This window comes from Candidatus Methylomirabilota bacterium, assembly GCA_035260325.1.
Lineage (GTDB): Bacteria > Methylomirabilota > Methylomirabilia > Rokubacteriales > CSP1-6 > AR19.
Map to the genome: position 1 here is coordinate 1 of DATFVL010000178.1, position 5,768 is coordinate 5,768.

General features: G+C 71.5%; 7 protein-coding genes. 6 read left to right on the forward strand and 1 reads right to left on the reverse strand.

The window, feature by feature from the left end:
* Window positions 1–413: PaaI family thioesterase (locus VKG64_11820; protein ID HKB25728.1), on the forward strand; the 413-nt coding region annotated here is incomplete at its 5' end.
* Here VKG64_11820 and VKG64_11825 read toward each other — a convergent pair.
* Complete coding sequence (locus tag VKG64_11825; protein ID HKB25729.1) at window positions 400–1,047, reverse strand: transglycosylase SLT domain-containing protein; 648 nt, start codon at window positions 1,045–1,047, stop codon at window positions 400–402. The two genes, VKG64_11820 and VKG64_11825, sit on opposite strands and share 14 nt — an antisense overlap.
* Window positions 1,048–1,363: 316 nt before the next feature.
* Between VKG64_11825 and VKG64_11830 the strand changes: the two genes are divergently transcribed.
* The 5 genes from VKG64_11830 to VKG64_11850 all read left to right on the forward strand — a co-directional run.
* Window positions 1,364–1,831, forward strand: coding sequence for a tetratricopeptide repeat protein (locus tag VKG64_11830; GenBank protein ID HKB25730.1), 468 nt, complete (start codon window positions 1,364–1,366; stop codon window positions 1,829–1,831).
* 11 nt (window positions 1,832–1,842) lie between these two features.
* Window positions 1,843–3,423, forward strand: a complete 1,581-nt coding sequence (locus tag VKG64_11835; protein ID HKB25731.1) for an adenylate/guanylate cyclase domain-containing protein — start codon at window positions 1,843–1,845, stop codon at window positions 3,421–3,423.
* A gap of 52 nt (window positions 3,424–3,475) precedes the next feature.
* Complete coding sequence (locus tag VKG64_11840; protein ID HKB25732.1) at window positions 3,476–4,390, forward strand: DUF72 domain-containing protein; 915 nt, start codon at window positions 3,476–3,478, stop codon at window positions 4,388–4,390.
* A gap of 12 nt (window positions 4,391–4,402) precedes the next feature.
* Window positions 4,403–5,413, forward strand: coding sequence for a D-cysteine desulfhydrase family protein (locus VKG64_11845; GenBank protein ID HKB25733.1), 1,011 nt, complete (start codon window positions 4,403–4,405; stop codon window positions 5,411–5,413).
* A gap of 12 nt (window positions 5,414–5,425) precedes the next feature.
* Window positions 5,426–5,768: alpha/beta fold hydrolase (locus tag VKG64_11850; GenBank protein HKB25734.1), on the forward strand; the 343-nt coding region annotated here is incomplete at its 3' end.

A 5,768-nucleotide genomic window follows, 5' to 3' on the forward strand; every position in this document is an offset into this window, starting at 1 on the left:
GCCTCGAGGGGCGCCCCGACGAGGTTTACACGCGCTGCTTCGGCTGCGGTCCGGCGCATCCGAGCGGCCTGCGCGTGCGCTGCTTCAAGGTGGAAGGCGGCGTCGTCTCGCCCATCCTGATCGACCGCCGCTACGAGGGCCCGCCCGGCGCGACGCACGGCGGGATCGTGGCGGCCTACCTCGACGAGGTGCTGGCGGGTGCGGTCGTCCGCGGCACGGGTCGCCTCGCCGTGACGGGCGAGCTGACCGTGCGCTACGTGAAGCCGGTGCCGTTCGAGACCCCGCTCCTCGGCCGGGCGCAGCTCGTCGCCGACCGGGGACGCTACGCGGATGTCGAGGGCCGGGTCGAGGACCTCGCCACCGCGGAGGTCCTCGCGACCGCGCGCGGGCGCTTCGTGTTCATGCGCGCGTGAGGAACGCCAGGACCGCCGGCCGCTTCTGCGCCGGCTGGTAGAGGCAGCGGAGCTCCGGCCGCTCGAGCAGCTCGACGTACGTGCCCATCACCATCCGGTAGTAGCGCAGATGGCGGCTGGTCGGCCCGCCGTTGTACTCGAGCAGCGCGTCCTTGATGTTCGGCTTGCGAGCGAGGATGTCGCGCAGGTACGCCATCGCGAAGCGCGTGCTGACGGCTGGATTGGCGAGGTCGCCAAGATCGCGCTGGTCCCTGAGCGCGGGGCGCTTGAACTTGCCGAGGCTCGGCTCGAAGAGGGCCGCGGTGGACGGCAGCATCTGGAAGAGTCCGACCTCGCCGGCGCGTCCGACCGCGTCGTGCCTGAATTCCGACTCGACCTCGGCCTGCGCGAGGATCAAGCAGTGATCCACGTTCGCGCGCCGCGCCTCGGCGACAAGGATCTCCGGGAACGCCTGGAACGCCTTGATGGGCGCGCGGGGATTCTTTTCGGCGATGTACGAGAGGATCGCGCGGTTGAGCCGCTCGGCGTCGGCCTCGCCCGCGACGGCGATGACCTGGCGCGTGAGAAAGCTCCCGCTCACGCCGGCCGCCACGATCACCGTGAGGATCGCGAGCGCTTTGCTGAGTCTGCTCATACGTATATTCCTCCTTCTGTTCACCGTCGGAATTTTTCTGCCTACCGCGATCGGAGGAAGGAATGGATGAAGTGGCGAGAGTATAACACGCGACGCGACGTGTTACGCAACCCGATGTTGCCCTGACGGGTATCTCCACCACGGGCGGTGTCACCTGGCTGACACCTCGCGGGCGTCGCGCCTGATCTGGCGCGGAGTTATGCGCCCGCTTCCGGAAAGAGGGGGACTCCGACGCTCCACGGCGTCGCCATGTTCGCGACCGACTGCGCGATCCGCCCCTAACGGGTCGGGCGCGGCCTTCGTGGTAGGATCGGCCATGCGTGTCGCGGCCGTGCTCGTCCTGCTCTTCCTTCCCGTGCACGCCGCCGCCGCTCCCGACACCGACGTGGAAGTTCCGGCCACCGTCCCCGCGGTGAAATCTCTCGAGCCGACCGCGGAGGCGCGCTTCAACGAGGGCCAGGCGCTGGCGCGCCGGAACGACTGGGTGGGCGCCACGGCCGCCTACCACGCCGCGACCCGGCTCCGGCCCGCGTTCGCGGAGGCGTGGAACGGTCTCGGCTACGCGCTGCGGAAGCAGCGCCGCTTCGACGAGTCAGTGAGCGCCTACCGCGAGGCGCTGCGCCTGCGCCCGAACTACCCGCAGGCGCTCGAGTACCTCGGCGAGGCCTACGTGGAGCTCGGGCGCCTCGCCGAGGCGAGGGCCGTGCTCGAGCGCCTGCGGCGGCTCGATCCGTACGAAGCGGATGAGCTCGCGCAGGCGATCGCGAAGGCCGCGAAGCGCTGACCCTCCGCGCGATGTTCCGGTCCCGGCTGGCGATCAAGATCGGACTGCTGATCGTGGCGGTCCTCATCATCGGGTTTGGCGCCTCCACGATCGTCACCATCCAACGCGAGTCCGCCGCCCTCGTCGAGCAGAACAAGGTCGCCGCGCGCCGGCTCACCGCCACGCTCGTGGCCTCCATCGAGGGCGCGATGCTCCAGGGCCGCCCCGACGTCACGCGCTCGATGCTCCAGGAGCTCAAGGCCTCCTCGCCGGTCGAGGGGTTCACCGTGTACCGGCGGAACGGCGTCGAGGCGTTCACCGACCTCGTGACGGCCAACCAGGTGGCGAAGACGGGCAACCTCTCCAAGGAGGTGATGGAGAACCTGGCGCGGATGCAGCGGGCCCCGGGCGCCCCGATGAGCGGGCCGCTGTTCGCGCGGGCGCTCGAGACGCTCCGGACCCAGGAGACCGTCGAGGTCGAGAACGGCGCCTCGTTCTTCACCCTCCACTACCCGATCCGCAACCGCGAGGCCTGCCAGGACTGCCACGGGAGCGACCACACGGTGCGCGCGGTCGTCCGCGTGGCGTCCTCGATGGAGCCCGTGTTCGCCGAGGTGCGCCGGCACCGGAACCGCCAGATCCTGATCGGCGTCCTCACGATCATCTCCGCCGCGGTGGTGCTGACGGTCGCGATGCGCTTCGTCATCATCCGGCCGATCGAAGCGCTCGCGACGACCGCGCGCCGGGTCGGCGAGGGCGACTTCGGCGCGCGGGCGTCCGAGAGCGCGCGCGACGAGATCGGCGAGCTGGGCGTCGCGTTCAACGAGATGACCGCGCGCCTCGCCCAGGCCCACCAGGACCTCGCGGCAAAGAACGCGGAGCTCGAGAGCGCGCTGCGGAACCTCCAGGAGTCGCGCCAGCGGCTCGAGCTCCTCGAGCAGCTCAAGGGCGAGCTGTCGAAATTCGTCCCGGAGGCGGTGAAGCGTCTCCTCGAGCAGAACCCGAACGCGACCGAGCTCGAGAAGAAGACCGTCGAGGTGTCGGTGCTCTTCCTCGACATCGCGGGCTACACGAAGCTCTCCGAGCAGCTCGACGCGAAGAAGCTCAACCGGCTCGTGCAGACCTATTTCTCGAGCTTCCTCGAGATCATCCAGGGCCAGCACGGCGACGTGAACGAGACCGCCGGCGACGGCCTGATGGTGATCTTCCAGTCCGACCGCGGCGGCACGGACCACGCGGTCAACGCCACCCGCGCCGCGTTCGGGATCCACCAGCAGACGCAGAGCCTGAACGAGGAGCACGGCGGCGTCTTCCCGTCCGTCCAGCTCCACATGGGGATCAACACGGGCGAGGCGCTCGTCGGGGCCACCAAGCTCGGGCTCGGCGCGGCCCAGCGCTGGACCTTCACCGCGACGGGCCCGACCACCAACGTGGCCGCGCGCTTCGCGGGCTCGGCCCAGGGCGGCGAGATCATCGTGGGCCCGACGACGGCCGAGCGGATCCGCGCCCACTTCGTCCTCGAGAGCCTGGGCGAGCGGACGTTCAAGAACGTGTCGCAGCCGATCCGCGTCTACCGCCTCATCCCGCCGGGCGTCTACGAGAAGATCGTCTAGCCTCCGCGACCGCGTCCGCGTCGGGATCTGCGCGTGGGCCGACCCGGCGCTGATCGAGAGCCTCGGGTTCTATCCGAAGAAATCCATGACGGCCGAGGCGCGCCTGCGCTTCTACGCGGGCGTCTTCGACTGCGTCGAGGTCAACAGCTCCTACTATGCGATCCCCGACGTTCGGACGACGGCGCGCTGGGTCGAGCGCACCCCGCCGGGCTTCCTCTTCCACGTGAAGGCCTACGCGCTGCTGACCGGCCACCACCCGCGGCGGGAGAGCCTGCCCGCGGAGGTGCAGGCGCTCCTGCCGCCGCGCCCCCGGCTCACGCGGCGGGGGGAGCTCGACGCGTCGAGCGTCCCGGCCGAGGCGCGCGCCGCGACGCTCGCGCTCTTCGCCCGGGCGGTCGAGCCCATCGCGCGCGCGGGCAAGCTCGGCTACGTCCTCTTCCAGTTGGCGCCGTGGGTTCACTTCGACGCCGCGCGGCTCGACGACCTGGCGGCGCTGCCGGGGCGCCTGCCGGGCTGGCGGCTCGCGGTCGAGTTCCGCCACCGCTCGTGGTATCCCGACCACGCCGCCGAGACGCTCGGCGCCCTGCGGGCCGCGGGCCTGGCCCACGTGATCGTGGACGCGCCGGCCACCGGCAACGCGGTGCCGCGCGTGACGACGGCGACGGCGCCGACGGCCGTGTTCCGCCTCCACGGCCGCAACGCCGCCGGCTGGCTCGCCCAGCTCCGGGGCGAGGAGCCCGCGGTGCGGGAGAAGTATGACTACCTCTACGACGAGGCGGAGCTCGCGGCGCTCGTCCCCGAGGTGGCCCGGATCGGCGAGGAGGCCGAGGAGATCTTCATCTCGTTCAACAACAACAACCGCGACTACCCCGTGCGGAACGCGCTGATGATGCGCCGACTCCTGGGCCAGCCGGCCCCCGAGGCCGGGCGGCCGCCCGGGTCCTTGCCTGGCGACCTGTTCGCCTGAGATAGTGAGGTCATGGTGACGGGCGCCCCGCCGATCCCGCGAGTCGAGCTCGCCATGGCACCCACGCCGCTGCTCAAGCTCGAGCGCCTGTCCGCGGAGCTCGGCGTGGAGCTCTGGGTGAAGCGCGACGACCTCACGGGCCTCCTCGAGACCGGCAACAAGATCCGGAAGCTCGAGTTCCTCGTCGGCGAGGCCTTCGCCCAGCGCGCCGACACGCTCATCACGTGCGGCACGCTCCAGTCCAACTGCTGCCGCACGGTCGCCGCGGTCGCCGCGCGCCTCGGCCTCAAGGCGATCCTCGCGCTCAGGGGCGCGCCGCCCGCGGAGCTCGACGGCAACCTGCTCCTCGGCCGCCTGCTCGGCGCCGAGGTGCGCTACTGCACGGACGCCGAATGGAGCCGCATCGACGAGGTGCTCGAGGAGCTCGCGGCGCGCGTGCGGAAGCGCGGGGGCACGCCGTACGTCATCCCCGAGAGCGGCGCGACGGTCACGGGCGCGCTCGGCTACGTTGCGTGCGGCGAGGAGCTCGCCCAGCAGATCCGGCACGGCGCGCCGGACTTCGACACCGTCGTGATCACCGCGTTCAGCGGCGGGAGCCAGGCGGGCCTGCTCATGGCCAAGCAGCTCTACGGCCTCCGCGCGGAGATCGTGAGCGTGCCGATCGCGTGGGAGGCCGCGCGCCTGCGCGAGTACGTCACGCGCGTCATCGGCGAGGCGCGGCGCCGCTATGGGCTCGCCGTCGAGCCGCCCGGCGAGATCCGCCTGCTCGACGGCCACCAGGGCGTCGGCCGCGCGGAGGTGCGCGCCGAGGCGCTCGACACGGTGGTGCGCGTGGCCCGCACGGAGGGCATCGTCCTCGATCCCGTCTACACCGCGAAGGCGTTCGCCGGACTGCTCGACCGGCTCCGTCGCGAGCCGCGCGCCCTCGGCGCCCGCGTCTGCTTCGTCCACACGGGCGGCGTCTTCAGCCTCTTCCCGTTCCGGCAGCCCCTGAGCCGTCGGCTCGGCGAGACGGTCTGCTAGAATCGTAGCCTCATGCCAGAGATCCGGCTCCGGGGCGGCGAGGTCGACGGGCTCAGGCTCCATTACGTCGTCGAGGGACGCGGCCCCGCCGTCGTGCTCCTGCACGGACTCGGCGGGTTCGCCGAATCGTGGCGGCACAACATGGCGCCGCTGACGCGCCAGGCGACGGTCTACGCCCTCGACCTGCCCGGGTTCGGGACGTCGGCGAAACCCCGCGCGCACTACCGCCTCGCGTACTTCGCCCTCGCGCTGCACGGCTTCCTCGACGCGCTCGGCCTCCGCCAGGCTTCCCTGGTCGCCCACTCGCTCGGCGCGGGCATCGCCGTCACTTACGCGCTGACCCATCCCACGCGGG